Raw genomic sequence first — 17,334 nt, 5'->3', positions numbered from 1 at the left:
GTGCCGCTGCGGGCGGCACCCCGCCCAACCGGAACAGCGAATCGGACCACCAGTTGGCATCCACGGCCACAAGGTAGCCACCAGTGCCGCGTCAGGCACCGCTGACCCCGTGCGACGCGCCGTCCGGACGATGAGTGTTCTCCGGCAGTCGACCTCGACCGTTTGCCGCATGGCCGGGTGCCGGTGACCGCGCGCCACAGCGCGTGGTGCCCAGCGAGGTGGGCGGGTGCGGGTCCCGTGGCCTTCATGACTCTTCCGGGCGGGCGTTCAGCGGTGTGACGCTCATCGGTCAACGGCGTAGTCGCTCCGAGGTATCCGGCGTGCCCGGGTGTCACGCGAATCGCGGAGCGCGCGACGTTGGCGCGGACACGGGAACCTTGACCGCCGCGACCTGCGGGTTCCGCCCGTGGGCCTTGGCGTCGCACGGACGGTCGTTTCCGTGCACGGCGGGCCCCGGTTCGAGCGTGATGCGTCAGTAGGCGTCAACTGCCATGCGGCATAGTCCGGTTGAGGTGGGATGGCCTCTGGCAACCAGCACCGCACAACGCACTTGGGGTCGGCATGGGCAAGGGGCACAGAGCGACGATGGCCCGGGGCAGCGGCGGGGACGCCTCGCCGGCCGCCGAGGAGCGGTTCCGGGGGTTGCTGGAAGCGGCCCCGGACGCGATGGTCATCGTGGACGACACCGGAACGATGACGCTGGTGAACGCCCAGACCGAGGCGCTGTTCGGCTACCGGCGCGAGGAACTGCTGGGCCGGCCGGTGGAACTGCTGATCCCGAGCCGGTTCCGCGCACACCACGCCCGCCACCGCAACGACTACGCCGCCAACCGACAGGTACGACCCATGGGAGCAGGGCTGGACCTGCACGGACTGCGCAAGGACGGCACCGAGTTCCCCGTCGAGATCAGCCTCAGCCCCCTCGAAACCAGCGACGGCCTGCTCTTCTCCGCCGCCGTCCGCGACGTCAGCGACCGCAGAGCAGCCGAGGAGCGGTTCCGGGGGTTGCTGGAAGCGGCCCCGGACGCGATGGTCATCGTGGACGACACCGGAACGATGACGCTGGTGAACGCCCAGACCGAGGCGCTGTTCGGCTACCGGCGCGAGGAACTGCTGGGCCGGCCGGTGGAACTGCTGATCCCGAGCCGGTTCCGCGCACACCACGCCCGCCACCGCAACGACTACGCCGCCAACCGACAGGTACGACCCATGGGAGCGGGACTGGACCTGCACGGACTGCGCAAGGACGGCACCGAGTTCCCCGTCGAGATCAGCCTCAGCCCCCTCGAAACCAGCGACGGCCTGCTCTTCTCCGCCGCCGTCCGCGACGTCAGCGACCGCAAGGCAGCCGAGGCGGAGTTGACCGCGCTGTACGAGCAGCAACGGCACATCGCCCTCACCCTCCAGCGCAGCCTGATGGGGACCCCGCCGGCCATTCCGGGGCTCGCGGCCGCCCACCGTTACCAGCCCGCGACCCAGGGAGCCGGTGTCGGCGGCGACTGGTTCGATCTCATCCCCCTGGGCGCGGGCAGGGTCGGAATCCTCATCGGCGACGTCATGGGCCGCGGCCTGGAAGCCGCCGCCGTCATGGGGCAACTGCGCTCAGCCGCCCACGCCCTGGCCACCACCGGCATGGAGCCGCGAGCGCTGATGCAGTCGCTGGAAACGGTCGTCGGCGACCTGGGAGTCCCCGATCAGCTGGTCACCTGTTGCTACCTGGTCATCGCCCCCGAGACCAGGGAGGTGTCCGTCTGCTCGGCCGGGCATCTCCCGATCCTGGTCGCCGCCCCTGGCCACGGGGCGCACGTCCTGCCCGTGCCCGTGAGCGCGCCGCTGGGTGTGGGCGGCATCCCCCACCAGCAGACCTCCGTCGTCCTCGCACCCCACGCCCTGCTCGCCCTGTTCACCGACGGCCTGATCGAGTCCCCCGGCTGCGACATCGAGCACCGCCTGAAAGCGCTCATCGACACCATCGACAGCGCCCCCGACGGTGGCGACCTGGAAGCCGTGGCCGACCACATCCTGACCACGCTGCTCCCGCCCGGCCCCGGCTACGACGACGACGTCACGCTCCTGTTGGCCCAGGTCCCGGCGGCCCCGTATGCCACGGCCGCGCTCGAACTGCCCGCGGTTCCCACCTCCGCCTCGGAGGCACGCGCCTTCGTCGAGAAGGTCCTCACCGCCTGGGGCCACACCCACCTGGTCGACGACGCCCGGCTGCTGGCATCCGAGGTGCTCACCAACGCCGTCCAGCACGGCAAGGGCCCCGTGCGCCTGCGTCTGCGCTGCCATCCCACCGAACTGGCCGTCGAGGTCACCGATCAGAGCCCTCACCTGCCGCACCCCCGGCTCGCCGAAGCGGACGAGGAGTCCGGACGGGGGCTCACCCTGGTCGAGGCCCTCGCCCACCGCTGGGGCGCCCGCCCCACCGACACGGGCAAGACCACCTGGTTCACCCTGCCGCTGGACAAGGCCCCGCGGCCCGACACCAGATGACCTCGGGGGCGGTGACCCGGGCCCCGAACTGCCCGGTGTCGTCGCAACCGCCGATGCCGGCCTCGCGCCAGACCTGTCCGCCCAGGACCTCGCCGAGGCGACGGTCAGCACCCGGGTCCGTGCCCGGGCGATGCCACCGGAAGCCACCGGCCGCCTGCGCCGCTACCGCACGCAGCGGTGCGGCCAGCGAGCCTCCGGGCTGCGCCGGAGGGGATGGCTTCCTGGACAGCCGCGGGAGATGGTGATCGCCGTGTGAGCTTCGTCCGCGCCGAGCACCAGGCTTGCCGGCAAGGGAAGACGGCGACTCCCAGCGGCGGCAGCCGCCCACGCCACTCGGGTGCAGGCCCTCGACTCTGGCCCGGTCAAACGGGGCAGCCGGGGGCGCTGCCGGGCGGGGCGCAGTTGTCGGGGGTGTTGTGTCGTACCGGGACGGGGCCGCCGGGCCGGAACCGCTCCACCCCGACGATGTGCCGCACCTTGACCGGGCGCACGATCACCGCGACCCGCTGCTCCCCCGGCATGATCCACTCGAAGCGCTCGCCGCCCAGGTACTTGCGGGCCAGCCGGTCCATCCGGTCGCGCGCCTCCTCGCCCTCGATGAAGCGGGCCACCACACCGCTGATCTGCACTCGGTCGAAGGGATCGGCGGCGTCCGCGTGCGAGAGGTAGACGCGCGGGTCGCGACGCAGGTTCTCCTCCTTCACCCGACCCACCGAGGTGTTGAACGTCAGCTCCCCCTCCCCCTCCAGATCCACCCACATCGGGCTGACCTGCGGGGCCCCGTCGGCGAACACGGTACCGACGTACCAGATGTTGGGGGCTTGCAGCCGGGCGCGGACGACTTCGTCGAAGGTCGCGGTCATCCCGGAAGGCTAGCAACCGGATCGACGGGACGGCCCGGAGGAGCCGTGGACCTCCGACGAACGGTCTCGCGCCCACGCCGCTCGGCACGACTCCAATCTACGTGCACGGCGCACGCAGTTTGGGGTACTCTGCAGATGCGTGCTCGGCGCACGCAAATCGCGCAATCTCCGATCCGGGAACCCGTGTTCCCGGCCCCTGTGAGGACCGCCATGACCACCCCCACCTTCCACACCGACACCACCAGAACCCGCCCGCACCACAACCTGACGTTCGCCGTCCTGCTGCTCGGCGTCGGCGCGTACTCGCTGCTGCAGTCGCTGGTGGTCCCGGTCCTACCGACCCTGACGGAGCACCTGCACACCACCCAGTCCACCGCGACCTGGCTGATGACCGGCTACCTGCTGTCCGCCTCCGTGGCCACCCCGATCCTGGGCCGGATCGGCGACAAGGTCGGCAAGGAACGGATGCTGGTCGCCACCCTCGTGGCACTGGCCGCCGGATCCGCGATGGCCGGCGTCTCCCACTCCATCGGTCCGATGATCGTCGCACGGGTCGTCCAGGGCGCGGGCGGCGCCGTGGTGCCGCTGGCGTTCGGCATCATCCGTGACGAGTTCCCCGCCACGAAGGTCCGCGGCGCCGTCGGCGTCACGGCGGCACTGTCCGCCGTCGGCGTCGGGCTGGGGCTGATCCTGGCCGGACCGATCGTCGACCACCTGGACTACCACTGGCTGTTCTGGGTGCCGACGATCCTCGTCACCGCCGCCGCCGTCGCGACCTACCGGTTCGTCCCCGAGTCGCCGGTGCGCACCCCGGGCCGGATCAGCTGGGGTGCCGCACTGCTGCTCTCCGTCTGGCTGGTGGCCCTGCTGTTGGCCGCCAGCGAGGGGCCCAGCTGGGGCTGGGGCTCGCTGCGGATCACGGGCCTGTTCGCGGCAGCCGTGGTCTTCGCCGCCTACTGGATCGTGGTCGAGCTGCGCTCGGACGCCCCGCTGATCGACATGCGGATGATGCGCATCCCGGCGGTGTGGACCGCCAACCTGGTCGCCCTGCTCTTCGGCATCGGGATGTACACCACGATGACCTTCCTGCCGCAGCTCGTACAGACCCCGGAGCGGCTTGCCGGCTACGGCTTCAGCGCGGGCGTGACCCAGTCCGGGATCTACATGCTGCCGATGACCGCCGGCATGTTCGTCCTCGGCGTGCTGGCCGGGCCACTGGCCGCCCGCTTCGGCTCCAGGCGCGTGCTGGTCGCGGGCAGCCTGGTCACCATCGTCCCCTTCGCGATCCTGGCCGCGGCCCGCGACCGCGGCTGGGAGATCTACACCGCCTCGGCCCTGGTCGGCGTCGGCCTCGGTCTCGCCTTCTCCGCCATGTCCGCCATCGTCGTCGAGGCCGTCCCACCGGCCCAGACCGGAGCGGCCAGCGGCATGAACGCCAACATCCGCACCATCGGCGGCGCGATCGGCAGCGCGGTGACGGCCAGTATCCTGTCCCCCGGGGTCACGGCCCTCCACCCGTTCCCCCGCGACTCCGGTTACACCGGGACCTTCTGGTTCCTGGCCAGCAGCGCCGTGGTCGCCGCCGCCGCGGCCCTCGCCGTCCCGGCGATCCGGCACGACCGGAGCGACCGCGGCGCGGAATCGCCCCGGACCGGCACAGGACAGGGCAGTGGGCCCGGTACCGCCGACAGCGACGTCAACCAGCCTGCACCCGCACCCTGATGGCCCGGCGCGGCCGGCCGACGAGGGCGGCGCGCGCGGTGTCGGTGTCGGCGGGGACGCCGTTGGTGGCGATGTGCCGACGGAGTGCGCGTCGCCGACCCGGGAGCCCATCGCCGCGATGGCCGGAACGTCGGATCTCCGCCCCCGACCCGCGGAAACGTGCGGAACAGGCACGAGGTCACCGACCGGGGAACAGGCGGGGAATCACGCCCGCTGCCAAGGTACTTGACGGGCCGCCGGCGGGCGGAACGGGCGCCGGAGCCGGACCGTACCAGTGCCAGCGCCGATGCGGGAACCGGTGGATGACGGTTCCTCATATGGTTTCCGGCCAGGTTGATGATGTGTCCCTTTGGTGATGACCAGACGCATCCGCTCCCACTAGGGTCATTCCAGCTCCACAGACCGGCGCCGCACGGCCATCGTGCGGCGCTTCGTGGAATCGTCGATTGGACCGGTGTGAAGTGAACATCAAGTACCGTCATCTGCTGGGTCGTTCATTGGTGGCCGCGGTCCGGAGCCGGCTCGCCGCCGCGGTGGGGGTGGTCGCGTTGCTGGCGGCCGCCCTCATCGGCACGGCCGCCGGCGCGGCCAGTGCGGCGCCCCTGGCGGCGCCGGTCACCGCCGTCTCCCACGCGTCCGCCGGGTGGGTCTGTCCCGGCACGCCCATACCGCCGGGTTACGTGATCACCCTCCGCGCGCCGAACGGGTGCAACGGTGCCGGTTCCTGGTTCATGCAGCCCGTGAAGGACGGGATCTGGACCTGCGCCACCTCGCCGATCCCCCCGGGCTACGTGATCACCCTCCACAATGCCGTCGGCTGCAGCGGCATCGACGCCTGGTTCCTGCAGCTGGCCCGCGACGGCCAGTGGACCTGCGCCACCTCGCCGATCCCCGCGGGTTACGTGCTCACCGGCCACAACAACGCCGGTTGCGGCAACATCGGCTCGTGGTTCATGCAACTGGCCCGCGCCGGTGAGTACATGTGCCCCTACCAGCCAGTGCCGGCCGGCTTCCGCGCCGGTGCCGCCAACGCGAGCATGTGCAGCGGCCTCGGTGGCTGGCTCCTGGTCCGCGCCTGATCCGATCGGATCCGCCGGAAGGCACCGCGCACCACGTGGTGCCTTCCGGCGTCGCACACCCGTGTTGAACTCCGCCGGCTCCCGGCTACCACGGAGCCGCTTCTCCCTGGCTCCCTGCGGGCTCTTCGGGAACTCGCTGCCGCCAGTGACGGCCGTCCACGCCTTCACCAGCCACCGGCGGTCCCAGAGATCGTGACAGCCGCGGAACAACATACCGCGTGTCTGCCACGCTCCCCGTCCACCCGTCCGACGGGTCGTCACGGACCGGATGTCGCGCGACTGCGCCGATGCCCTGGAGGCGGGGCAACCTACACCATCGAGTGTGCGTAATAGCGGAGTTCTGCAATTCGTCGGTGCCATGGTTCGCCGATTCCCTAAGGTCCCCGTCATGGCAACCACGGACATAGCACTCAAACAGGCAATGGCGATCGACGGCGCGCTCGGCGTGGCCCTCGTGGACACGGGCAGCGGCATGATGCTGGGCAGCGAGGGCGGCGGCAGGGACCTGGACCTCACGGTGGCCGCCGCGGGGAACACGGACGTGGTCCGGGCGAAAACCCGCACCATGGAGATGTTGGGCCTGTCCGAGAAGATCGAGGACATCCTGATCACCCTCACCGGCCAGTACCACCTGATCCGTCCGCTGACCTCCCGCAGCGGTGGTGGCCTGTTCCTCTACCTGGCGCTGGACCGGAAGCGTGCCAACCTCGCCATGGCAAGGCACCAGCTGAACAAGGTCGAGTCGGCGTTGGAGGTCTGATGCACCCCCCGCTGTACCAGGTCAAGGCCGAGTTCTTCCGAATGCTGGGGCACCCGGTCCGCATCCGGGTCCTGGAACTCCTCCAGGGCGGCCCACTGCCGGTGCGCCACCTGCTGGCCGACATCGGCATCGAGCCCTCCAGCCTCTCCCAACAGCTCACCGTCCTGAAGCGCTCCGGCCTCGTCACCTCCACCCGGGAAGGCTCAACCGTCCTCTACGCGCTGGCCGGCGGGGACGTCGCCGACCTCCTGCGCTCGGCTCGACGCATCCTCACCGTCCTCCTCGCCGACCGCGAGGGAATCCTGGAGCAACTGCGCCAGACGGACACCACGTCGGTCCCCGGCTGAGAGCTGAGGGCCGGGGACCGGCACCGTGGCTGGTGCCGCGTTTCCAGTCCCCACCGGTCCAAGCTGTGCACGGCACTCTCCACACACGGGTCTCCGACGCCGTTCGCCAGTTGGCACGCGCCGTCACCCCGCACGCGCTACCGGTCAGGCGGTAGCGCCCGGAGTCGGCCCGGATCCACCGGGTGATCGCCGGCGGACCGGGGTGGACGAGGCAGTCCCGTCACCGTCCACGAAGGGACTCACCCATGGCGGGACGCCACGCCTCTCGCACCTGCGGCCTGACCGGTCCAGGGCGCCCGGGCCCTCATGGACGAATTCCCCATCCGGAGTTCAGTTGGCCCTCGATCAGGTGGAGTTGGTGTCGGGCCAGGGCAAGGTTGGCGCTCTTGCGATCCAGCGCGAGGTAGAGGAAGAGGTCGTTGCTGCTGGAGGATTTCAAGGGGCATATGAGTTGGTAGTAACTGGTGGTGGTGATCAGGATGTCTTCGATCGTGCCGGCCAGGCCCAGCATCCGCATGGTGCGCATCTTGGCGCGGAGCAGCTCGGAGTTCCCGGCCGCGGCGATGGTGAGGTCGAACTCCTCGCTGCCGCCCAGGGTGCCCAGAGTGGTGCCATTGCCGGCGTCCACGAGAGCCATGCCGATCGCCCCCTCGAACAGCAGCATGGCCTTCCTGAGTGCAACGTCTGTGTGTGCCATGACCATGGACGCTAGGCGATGGACCACCCCTGGAGTCGGTGACTTTCGGAGTTCTGCAATCCATCGATCTGGTGGTGCGGCTTGCCACCGGCCCTCGGGTCCGGCGCACCCGGCAGATCTGACCCGGATTACCGGGGCAGAGCGGTCACCGTGCAGAACGTGCTGCCGCCCGGGCCACCGACTTGCTCGTGATCGGCTTCTTCTTCTCCGGACGGGTAGCAGCTACGGTCTGATGCAAGGCCGGAGATCGGCTGGGGGGGTCGGCGACGGGCAGAGAGATCGCGGTCGGGTACGTGTTCGCGTGGGCGGTCCGCAGAGCGAAGCGGGTGGCCGGCCCGGCGGACGCGGAGGTCGACCACATCCTGGACGCCGGGATGGACCGGCTCCACGATCTGGTCAGCCGCAAGCTGGGCAAGGACCCCGCGCTCAAGAAGCCGGCCGAGGAGTCAGGTCCGGCGAGTTCGCGGGCAGCAGGGTTTGCCTTGCCTGCGGCATGGGTGCGCAGGCAAGGCACAACCGGGTACGCGAGCCGGGCCGCATGGCGATCAGCCTGACGAGCCGAAGTCAGTAACGGCCTCGCGCCCGGCCGCGTCGTCCACGATCCACGGCCTGCCGCTCACGTCAATCCGCACGGACGAGTCGTCACATCGGTCGCACCTCCACCAGCGGCGACCGACAGGATCGGGCTACCACTTCTTGTTGATGGTGGTGGGATCCACCGCGGTGTGGATGGTGACGTCGCCGCCACCGGTGACGCCGGCGGAGTTGGTGACGCACCGGGGTGCGTCCGGAGCGACGTCGACGGTGAGGTCGATGGGCGGATAGGCGGCTCCGGCGGCCAGGGCGTCGCTGCGGGTGCAGGTCAGTGTGGACACCGTGCAGGTCCAGCCGGCCCCGGAGATGCCAGTGGCGGTCAGCCCGCGGGGCAAGGTGTCCGAGACGGTGACGGCCGTGCCGTTGGTGGGACCCGCGCCGGTGGTGTTCGCCACGGTGAGGGTGTATCTGGCTCCTCGTTCTCCCTGGCGGAACTCTCCGTGATGGGTCTTGGTGATCGTCAGGGCGGGCGACCCGAAGCAGACACCCGTCGGCTGGCTCTTGGCTCCGATGTTGCCCACCCAGTTGTTCGCCGTGCCCGCCGTGCCGGACCCGGTGGTCTCATCCTGGCAGTCGAAGACGGCACTGTCGCGGGCCGTGTTGTGGGTGATCTGGAGTCCGCTGTTCCCGGCGTCGATCAGGATTCCGTCGTTGCTGCTGCCGGTGACGGAGTTCGTGTCGATCGTCCCGGAGGTCTCACCGCCGCTGATCCGTACGCCGTTGAGGCGTGACGTGATGGTGTTTCGGGTGATGCTCAGATCCGTGCTCGGCGCGCCGAAGTCGTTGGTCACCCTGACGCCGGTCGCGGCACCGCCGGAGATGGTGTTCCCGTCGATTTGCAACCCGCTGGTGTTACCACCGACGAAGACGGCGCTGCCAGCGGTCGGATCGTTCGGGTTCGTGTGCGTCGCCACGTTGCCCTCGACCTGGGAGGCGGTTGCGTTGACCACCACGGCGAACGAGGCGTCATCGGTGCTCGTGTTGTCGGTGATGAGCAGGTCACTGGAGAAGTTCGCCGAACTTCCGGTGGTGTTGACCGCGGCGGAGCTGTGACCGGAGAAGCTGTTCTCGGTGATGGTGGTTTCGTTGGCGGGGCCGTTCGAGACGAAGACTCCTGCGCCCCCGGCGGCTCCCGTCTGGTTGTTGCTCACGAAGCGGTTGTGCTTCACCAGCGTCGGGATCGTCCCGTTGGACTGGAAGTTGATGCCGTACGTGTTGTTGGTGATGATGTTGTCGAGGAAGGAGAAGCCGCTGCCGCCGCCCAGGAAGGCATCGATGCCGTCGGCGTTCTGCACGGGCGTACCGGCGTCGCGGACCGTGAAACCGTCGATGGTCACACTTCCGACCCCGGCTTGGATTTGGAAACCGCCGGTGCTCGAATCGACGATCGACTCCTCGCTCGCCACCGTGCGGCCGGTGCGGGCGTCGACGCCCGCCTGAGCTCCGAGGAACGTCAGCGGCTTGTCCACCGTGACGGTCTCCGGGTACGTACCGGCGCACACGCTGATCGTCGCGCCCGGGGTGGCGGCAGCCACGGCCGCCTGGATCGTCGGATACTGCGGGTTCGTGCACGTCGGGCCGGCGGTTCCCACCACCAGGACGGCCTGCGCCGCGGCGGGGGTGGGAACAGAGGCGCTGGTCACCGAGAAGGCAGCCGCCACGGCGACGCCGAGAACCGACCTGGTGCAAGATTTCGTGGTCATGTCTCTCCTTTTTTGGGGTGATGAGACCATGGTTTTCGTCCCCCGTCAGCCGCCGGAACGCCGTGGCCGGCGGGATCCGCTCCTTCGGAGCAGAGAGACATCCCCCTGACCCCGGACCGGGACGGGCGGACCTGACAGACACCCCCACGACTCCAGGTGCCGGAACCAGCGATCGCTACAAGCCCCCGGTGCGGCCAGGTGGCCAACACCGTCGACGACCTGGCCACCACCCAGGGGTCCCGATTCCGGCGAAGTCGACCGCCGCCCGCTTGAACGACGCCAGCCCCCCGACACGCGTCCGTGTCCCGTCCGTGCACCGGCAAGCGGCGGACGTCGGCCTCTCCACCACCGACCGGTGATCCTCCCGGGTGACGGAGTCCCACAGGGTCACCGCCGGCGGGACCGGGCCGGCGTGGCGGCGGTGAGCCCGGGCCACGGCGCGCCCATGACGATCGGCCCCGCGCCTGCCCGGCGCGCCAAGGCCTGCGACACGTCCTTCAGGGCCCCTCTCGTTCCGGGGCCTTTCCTGGGACGCGACAGTCCTCGCCTCCGATCAGTGGCTGGCCGAGAAGACCTCGTGCTTCGACACCGCGGAATCCGCGGCAGGGATGACCTCTTCCCCCCTGAGTCCGGCTCCAGCGGGGGCGCCGGCGCTGCGTTGGGTCGCCTGCACCTGATTCCCCCTGGTCGAACGTGGTGCGGAAAGTCCGCCCGGGTTGTAGCCGGCCGAGGCGACATGACCGTCCGGGCGCACCAGAACGGAGTCCACCCCGTCCCACCCGTGGTGCATCGCCATGGCACGTGCTCTGGCGACGTGAAGACGGTCCGCGCCTCCGGCGAACGTCACCGCGGCGGCGAAGTGATGCGCGGATGCCGTATCCGCGAAGTGGAGGAGAGTGAAGCGGCCGTCATCCATGAGCGAGTAGAGGCTCGATGCGGTCGCCCCGTCGAGGTCCACGTCGGGAACGCGGGTTCCCACGAGAGGGTCACCGTCCCCGGCTGGATAGACGACGTCCAGGCCCGAGACCTGGCCGGCCAATTCCCTGGTGACTTCGGGGTGTCTGGAGAGGATCCTGCTCAGGGCGGTGCGCAATGCCCGGATATCCGGAGTGTGGACGGCGCCCAGGGCCGTCTGGGCCTGGGTGTTCTCCAAAAGGGACGCACCCACGGGGTGTCGTTCCTCGTGGTAGGTGTCCAACAGATCGGCCGGGGCGCGGCCGTGGCAGACCGAGGCGAGTTTCCAGCCGAGGTTGAAGGCGTCCTGCAGGCCGACGTTGAGTCCTTGCCCACCGAAGGGCATGTGCATGTGGGCGGCGTCCCCGGCGAGGAGGACGCGCCCCTTGCGGTACTGGGCGGCCTGTCTCGCGGCATTGCCGTACCGGGACAGCCAGCGGGGCTTGCGCAGCCCGAAGTCCGTGCCGGCCACGGCCATTACGGCCGTGCGGAGCTCTTCCAACGTGAACGGCTGGGAGGACGGAACGTGCACGAAATCCTGGTAGGTTCCCACGATCCGGTGGTAGCCGTCTCCGAGCGCGAAGATGTTGATGCCACCGTGCTCGTTGCTGTAGGGCCGGGACGCCGCGGGCTGCGGCAGATCGAGCCACACGTCTCCGAGGAATCCCGTCACCGTGGTCGAGCTGCCACGGAAGTCGATACCCGCGGAGGACCGTACGGTACTGCCGGCACCGTCGCAACCGACCACCCAGCCTGTCCGCAGGGTGTACGGCCCGTCGGGGCCCTCCACGTCGAGCTCGGCGCCGTCCGCGTCCTGGCGGACTCCGAGCACACCGTGCTGCCAGCTGATTCCACCTCCCAGTTCCCGCAGCCTTTCCTCCAGTAACTGTTCGGTGCGGCGCTGAGGGATGATCAGCGCGTACGGGAATCGGCTGTCGAGCAGGGACAGGTCCAGCCTGGTCTGCACTCCCCCGTACCCGGCGACGGGCAATTGGGAGCCCTCACGGGTGAACCGCTCCGCGATGCCCCGCATGGCGAGGACCTCCAGGCTGCGCGCATGGAGTGCGAGCGCCTTGGAATACGGGCTGCGCTCCGCGGCTCGCTCGAGGACCTTGACGGGCACCCCCGCCAGCCGCAGCTCGGCCGCCAGCAGCAGTCCGGTCGGTCCTGCGCCCACCACCACTACCTCATCCACGCGGCGTCTCCTCTCGTTCCACTGCTGAAGGGGCTGCGGGCAGGCCTTGCCGGACTGCTGGCAGACACCGGTGACCTCCTGGTTCCGGCACTCCCTCAGTGAACAGCAACGGCACTCGAATTGTTGATAGCACGGCTGGTTGTGGGTGTGTTGCAGAACCACAGCCCGTGAAGTCGCTCTCGATCCGTCAGCGTTTCGTGAGCGCGCTTGGACTGCCGAGCCGTTCGCGACAACTCGGGGAACGGGAAGGTCGCAGCACGACCGGCGCCAGGCGCGGCGTTTCACGGGCGAAGACCTGTGGAACGCCGCGTCGTCGATTCACGCCGCCCTGAACGAACCTCCGGGCTCGCCACCCGAGCCTGGCAGAGGCGGGCCTCGTTCCCGCCCGTCTCAGGTGTGGTCGCGGTGGTAGGCGGTGAGGAGGAAGAGCCAGATCTCGCTGACGGTCGGGAAGCAGGCGATAGCGTGTCTGAGCCGTTTGAGGGGGATCTCGCCGGCGACCGCGACGGTCGCCGAGTGCAGCAGCTCGCTGACTCCGGGGCCGACGAAGGTCACCCCGAGCAGAACCTCCCGGTCGAGGTCGACCACCATCCGCGCGTGGCCGCGGTAGTTGTCGGCGTACAGGTTGGCGCCCTGGACGGCGTCGAAGTCGAGGTCGACGGTCCTGACGCGGTGGCCGGCCTGGGCCGCCTGCTCGGCGGTCAGGCCCACGGAGGCCGCCTCGGGGTCGGTGAAGAAGACCTGGGGCACGGCGTGTTGGTCGGCGGTGGTGGCATGGTCCCCCCATGGGCCGTCGTCCACGGGGAGGCCTGCGGCGCGGGCGCCGATGGCGTCGCCGGCGGTCCGTGCCTGGTACTTGCCCTGGTGGGTGAGCAGGGCCCGGTGGTTGACGTCGCCGACGGCGTACAGCCATGCGCCGTCGACCCCCTGGACCAGGCACGTGGTGTCCACCTCCAGCCACCTGCCCGGAGTGAGGCCGACCGTGTCCAGGCCGATGTCGTCAGTGCTGGGGGTCCGACCGGTGGCGAACATGATCTCGTCGACCTGCAGGTCGGTGCCGTCGTCGAGGGTGAGGGTGACGGGCCCGCTGGGGTCCAGGCGGCGCATGGTGGTGACCTGGGTGCCGATCCGCACGTCCACGCCCGCCTCGGTGAGGTTGCGTGCGACGAGCTCGCCCGCGAAGGGTTCCATGCGGGGAATCAGGCGGCGGCGGGCGAGCAGGGTGACCTGGGAGCCCAGGCCCTGCCAGAGGGTGGCCATCTCGATGGCGACTCCGCCGCCTCCGACGATGGCGAGCCGGCCGGGGACCGTGCTGGAGTCGGTGCCGTCCCGGTTCGTCCAGGGCCGGGCCGCCTGGATGCCGGGGATGTCGGGCAGCAGCGGTCGACTGCCGGTGGCGATGGCCACCGCGTGCCGGGCGGTGAGGACGAGGCGTGCGCCGTCGTCCCTGGTGACCGTGACGTGGTGGGGGCCGTCGATGCGGCCGTGGCCACGGAACAGGTCGGCGCCGATGGACTTCACCCACTCGGCCTGCCCGGAGTCGTCCCAGTCGGTGACGTAGTGGTTGCGGCGGGCGAAGACCCGGTCGGTGTCGGGCCGGCCGGTGACGGCCTGCCGGGCACCGTCCACCCGGCGGGCGTCGGAGAGGGCGATGACCGGTCGCAGCAGGGCCTTGCTGGGGACGCAGGCCCAGTAGGAACACTCACCACCGACCAGTTCACGTTCCACGACGGCGACGGTGAGGCCGGCGGCGCGGGCGTGGTCGGCGACGTTCTGGCCGACCGGGCCGGCGCCCAGCACGACCACGTCGTAGGCGCTGCTCTCCTGGTTCTCGCGTGCTTCGTTCATTGCTCCCTCGCGTCTGATCGGGGCCGACGGGGCGACATCCCCAGCTCATGTAACCGGGCAGGGCAGGTACGGCCGCCATACCCCGGCCGTACGAGTCACCAACAGCCGCCATCCGTGCCCCTTATGGCCGCACCCACGCCGTGACCGGGCGGGTGCTGCCGTGCGGTGCGGGTGCGTTGGGCGTCAGTACGCCTCCGGGCGGCCCATGAGAGCCGGGTTGAGCCAGGCGCTGTCGATGTCGGCCTGGTCCGGGTGCATCTCGACCCGGTCGAAGCCGCCGACCGGGTCGGTGTAGAGGCGCACGGCGCAGCCGTCCGGTGTGCTCAGCTCGAGCAGCTGCCCGATGTAGCCGTTGATCACCGGCGAGTGTGCGATGCCGACGGTGTCCAGGTGTGCGGCCCAGGCCTCGAGCGCGGCACGGTCGGCCACGCCGAAGGTCACCGGGTCGTAGCCGGCCAAGGCCCGCGCGGCGGTGGGCGCCAGCCGCAGTTCCACCGGCGTCGTCAGCCCGGGCAGCATCACGATCACGGCGTAGAGCCGCCCTTGCTGGTCCCGGTGGTCCTGTGCGGCCACCCGGCGAGCGCCGAACGCGGATTCGAACCAGGTCAGGCTCGCGGACAGGTCGCTGACCGGGAACTTGAGGTGGTGCACGCCGGTCAGTGCGGGGGGTGTGGTGGCGGACTCCTTCATGACGACCTCTCAAAGAGAACCGATCGTTTTCGTTTAGAGCATAGCCCGACCCGTGGCCAAGAGCAAACGATCGTTTCCTTTTGAGGTAGACTCGGCGCATGCCGCGCATCTCGGAGGAGACCCGAACCCGCCGCCGTCGCCACGTGCTGACCAGCGCATGGAGCTGTTTCTCCCGCGACGGTTTCCACGCCACCTCAATGGACAAGATCATCGAGGCCGCCGGGATGTCGTCGAGTGCGGTCTACCGGTACTTCCGCAGCAAGGACGAGCTCATCGACGCCACCGTCGACGAAGCCCTCGCGCTGACCGAGGAGATGTTCGCGCGGCTGCTGGCGGCCGACCCCGTGCCGAGCCCGGCGCGGACCCTGGAGCTGCTCACGGACACGGTGCACAGCCGTGGCGAGAACGCGGACTACGACCTGTCGCGGCTGGCCATGCAGGCCTGGACGGAGGCGCTGCGCCGCCCACACCTGCGCGAACGCACGGCCCGCTACTACCGCACGGCGCGTGAGCACTTCGGTGAACTCGCCCGCCACTGGCAGCAGGCCGGCCATATCGCGCCGGACGCGGACCCCGAGGCCGTCGCCGCCCTACTGACCACACTCATGCCGGGCATCATCGTCGGCGAGCACCTGGTCGACGGCACCTCCGGCACCCAACTGCTCGACGGAATCAGCGCGTTCACCGCACCCCGGACGCACGGGTCGCACGACGACGAGTGACGGGCAGTCAGCGGCGACGCGTTTCAGTTCGCTACGACGGCCGCCCGCCGGAGCCGTCACCAACCCTCTGCGACGCACGCCCTCGACCCCGGGTCGGAGCGACGGGCGCAGCAGAAGCCCGGCGGCACGTCGAAGCTCCGCAGGGCACATCGGGCGTACGCCGGCGGTCAGGGATCGACCGCCGGCGTACGCCCTGATCCGTCGCAGCTCGCCGTCGTTGACGTCATCGATGGATGTCAACGCGCGAGACGAGAGGTCACTGCGGGTGGTGGGACTCGTGAAGGTGAGCCAGGGCCAGGCTGAAGGAGCCGCCTCCCGAGATGGCGCGCACACCGGCGAGGAAGCGGGTGCAGGGGGCCGTCCGACCGGGCGCACAGACGGATACCGGGGTGTCCCGGTTGGTGGTGGTGCCGTCACCCAGCCGACCGTTGGCGTTGTTCCCCCAGGCGAGGACGCGACCGTCCGCACGCAGCGCCAGGCTGTGGGACCCGCCGGCCGAGATCGCGTCCACGTGGGTGAGGAAGCGGGTGCAGATGGCTGTCCGACCGGGCGCACACACCGGCACCGGGGTGTTCCGGTTGGTGGTGGTGCCGTCCCCCAGCTGACCGGAGAAGTTGTTTCCCCAGGCGAGGACGGCGCCACCCCTGCGGAGCGCCAGGCTGTGGCTGCTGCCTGCCGAGATGGCGTGCACGCCGGTGAGGAAGCGGCTGCAGGGGGCCGTCCGACCGGGCGCACAGACGGATACCGGGGTGTCCCGGTTGGTGTTGCTGCCGTCACCCAGCTGGCCGAAGTTGTTGAATCCCCAGGCCAGGACGGCGCCGCCGCTGCCGAGTGCCAGGCTGTGGGCGAGGCCCGCTGAGATGGCGTGCACGCCGGTGAGGAAGCGGCTGCAGGGGGCCGTCTGACCGGGCGCGCACACGGGCGCCGGCCTGCTCCGGAAGTTGCCGTTGGTGCCGTCACCCAGCTGACCGAAGTTGTTGAGCCCCCAGGCGAAGACGCCGCCGTCCTTGCCGAGCGCCAGGCTGTGGCCACCGCCTGCCGCGATGGCCACCACGCCGCTGAGGAACTGGTTGCAGGGGGCCGTCTGACCGGGCGCGCACACGGGCACCGGCGTGTTCCGGTCGGTGCCGGGTTCGCCGTTCCCCAGCTGACCGAATTCGTTGAATCCCCAGGCCAGAACGGTGCCGTCGTTGCGCAGCGCCAGGCTGTGGCCACCGCCTGCCGCGATGGCCACCACGCCGCTGAGGAACTGGGTGCAGGGGGCCGTCTGACCGGGCGCGCACACGGGCACCGGCGTGCTCCGGTCGGTGTCGGTGCCGTCCCCCAGCTGACCGAAGCGGTTGCTTCCCCAGGCCAGGACGGTGCCGTCCTTGCGCAGCGCCAGGCTGTGGGAGCCGGTTGTCGCTGCCGAGATGGCCACCACATCGTGGAGGTCCGGGTTGCAGGGGGCTTTCTGACCTGGCGCACACACGGGCACCGGCGTGCTCCGGTCGGTGTTGGTGCCGTCCCCCAGCTGACCGAAGCCGTTGTCTCCCCAGGAGAGGACGGTGCTGACCGGCCTACCGCCGTCCGCCACGGCGGTCTGCCATGCGCCGGGGGAGAAGCCGAAGGCCATCAGGGCCGCCACGGCAACGGCGGTGACCCGTCTGCGTGGCGGTCTGACA

13 protein-coding genes are annotated in these 17,334 nt (G+C 70.2%); 6 read left to right on the top strand and 7 right to left on the bottom strand.

Annotated features, from left to right (window positions below):
- Positions 1-585: 585 nt before the first annotated feature.
- Entirely contained in the window at positions 586-2,496 is a 1,911-nt protein-coding gene (locus ACIGXM_RS15035; RefSeq protein ID WP_396560800.1) for a PAS domain S-box protein, read from the top strand.
- A gap of 362 nt (positions 2,497-2,858) precedes the next feature.
- Here the strand turns inward: ACIGXM_RS15035 and ACIGXM_RS15030 are convergent, their stop codons facing one another.
- The gene (locus ACIGXM_RS15030) at positions 2,859-3,359 is read right to left on the bottom strand and encodes a TIGR03618 family F420-dependent PPOX class oxidoreductase (protein WP_396560798.1); all 501 of its coding nucleotides are present in this window, start codon (positions 3,357-3,359) and stop codon (positions 2,859-2,861) included.
- A 210-nt stretch (positions 3,360-3,569) separates the two neighbouring features.
- Here ACIGXM_RS15030 and ACIGXM_RS15025 point away from each other — a divergent pair, with 210 nt between their 5' ends.
- The 4 genes from ACIGXM_RS15025 (at position 3,570) to ACIGXM_RS15010 (ending at position 7,267) form a co-directional block, all read left to right on the top strand.
- Positions 3,570-5,081, top strand: a complete 1,512-nt coding sequence (locus ACIGXM_RS15025) for an MFS transporter (RefSeq protein ID WP_396560796.1) — start codon at positions 3,570-3,572, stop codon at positions 5,079-5,081.
- 461 nt (positions 5,082-5,542) lie between these two features.
- Positions 5,543-6,160: a hypothetical protein gene (locus tag ACIGXM_RS15020; RefSeq protein ID WP_396560794.1), complete on the top strand. Its 618-nt coding sequence runs from the start codon at positions 5,543-5,545 to the stop codon at positions 6,158-6,160.
- Between the two features lie 388 nt (positions 6,161-6,548).
- Complete coding sequence (locus ACIGXM_RS15015) at positions 6,549-6,920, top strand: hypothetical protein (protein WP_396560793.1); 372 nt, start codon at positions 6,549-6,551, stop codon at positions 6,918-6,920.
- Positions 6,920-7,267, top strand: a complete 348-nt coding sequence (locus ACIGXM_RS15010; protein WP_396560791.1) for an ArsR/SmtB family transcription factor — start codon at positions 6,920-6,922, stop codon at positions 7,265-7,267. The genes ACIGXM_RS15015 and ACIGXM_RS15010 overlap by 1 nt, the downstream gene beginning before the upstream one ends.
- Positions 7,268-7,571: 304 nt before the next feature.
- Here the strand turns inward: ACIGXM_RS15010 and ACIGXM_RS15005 are convergent, their stop codons facing one another.
- From ACIGXM_RS15005 to ACIGXM_RS14985, 5 genes are all read right to left on the bottom strand, one after another.
- On the bottom strand, positions 7,572-7,964 hold the full coding sequence (locus ACIGXM_RS15005; RefSeq protein ID WP_396560789.1) for a hypothetical protein: 393 nt from the start codon (positions 7,962-7,964) through the stop codon (positions 7,572-7,574).
- A 686-nt stretch (positions 7,965-8,650) separates the two neighbouring features.
- Complete coding sequence (locus tag ACIGXM_RS15000) at positions 8,651-10,291, bottom strand: right-handed parallel beta-helix repeat-containing protein (RefSeq protein ID WP_396560787.1); 1,641 nt, start codon at positions 10,289-10,291, stop codon at positions 8,651-8,653.
- Between the two features lie 523 nt (positions 10,292-10,814).
- Positions 10,815-12,410: an FAD-dependent monooxygenase gene (locus ACIGXM_RS14995; protein WP_396560785.1), complete on the bottom strand. Its 1,596-nt coding sequence runs from the start codon at positions 12,408-12,410 to the stop codon at positions 10,815-10,817.
- A 390-nt stretch (positions 12,411-12,800) separates the two neighbouring features.
- Positions 12,801-14,258, bottom strand: a complete 1,458-nt coding sequence (locus ACIGXM_RS14990; protein ID WP_396560783.1) for a dihydrolipoyl dehydrogenase family protein — start codon at positions 14,256-14,258, stop codon at positions 12,801-12,803.
- A gap of 183 nt (positions 14,259-14,441) precedes the next feature.
- The gene (locus tag ACIGXM_RS14985) at positions 14,442-14,948 is read right to left on the bottom strand and encodes a VOC family protein (protein WP_396560782.1); all 507 of its coding nucleotides are present in this window, start codon (positions 14,946-14,948) and stop codon (positions 14,442-14,444) included.
- A gap of 98 nt (positions 14,949-15,046) precedes the next feature.
- Here ACIGXM_RS14985 and ACIGXM_RS14980 point away from each other — a divergent pair, with 98 nt between their 5' ends.
- Entirely contained in the window at positions 15,047-15,670 is a 624-nt protein-coding gene (locus ACIGXM_RS14980; protein ID WP_396560780.1) for a TetR/AcrR family transcriptional regulator, read from the top strand.
- Positions 15,671-15,926: 256 nt separating this feature from the next.
- Here the strand turns inward: ACIGXM_RS14980 and ACIGXM_RS14975 are convergent, their stop codons facing one another.
- On the bottom strand, positions 15,927-17,297 hold the full coding sequence (locus tag ACIGXM_RS14975; RefSeq protein WP_396560778.1) for an RCC1-like domain-containing protein: 1,371 nt from the start codon (positions 17,295-17,297) through the stop codon (positions 15,927-15,929).
- Positions 17,298-17,334: the final 37 nt, after the last annotated feature.

This window comes from Kitasatospora sp. NPDC052896 (assembly GCF_044547075.1).
In the GTDB taxonomy this organism is placed as follows: Bacteria; Actinomycetota; Actinomycetes; order Streptomycetales; family Streptomycetaceae; genus Kitasatospora.
Note: the sequence above shows the minus strand (reverse complement) of the source record. Positions and strands in the feature narration are given on the sequence as shown.